Annotated in this window: 1 protein-coding gene; it reads left to right on the forward strand. The window is 74.9% G+C overall.

Annotated features, from left to right (window positions below; all coding sequences use genetic code 11):
• Window positions 1-66: 66 nt before the first annotated feature.
• Window positions 67-239, forward strand: a 173-nt coding sequence (locus KVS67_RS12985) for an urea transporter (protein WP_217565548.1), incomplete at its 3' end; no start/stop codon positions are given.

Below are 239 nucleotides of genomic sequence, written 5' to 3' on the forward strand. Positions count from 1 at the left end.
ACGTCGACCACGGCCCCGTCCCGAACCCCCCGTGCGCCGCGCCCCCTCGGGCCGGCCCACCGCACGGTGCTGCGCGGGGTGACCCAGATCTTCTTCCTGGAGAACACCCTGAGCGGCGCGCTGATCCTGGGCGCCCTGGCGCTGATGCACCCCTGGGCGGCGGTGACGTCGGCACTGGGCTCCGCCATGCAGGCGCTGTGCTCGGCCGTCCGGCACCCCGACGAGACCGAGGACGACCT

Source organism: Micrococcus sp. GbtcB5 (assembly GCF_019091605.1).
GTDB classification, from domain to species: domain Bacteria; phylum Actinomycetota; class Actinomycetes; order Actinomycetales; family Micrococcaceae; genus Micrococcus; species Micrococcus luteus.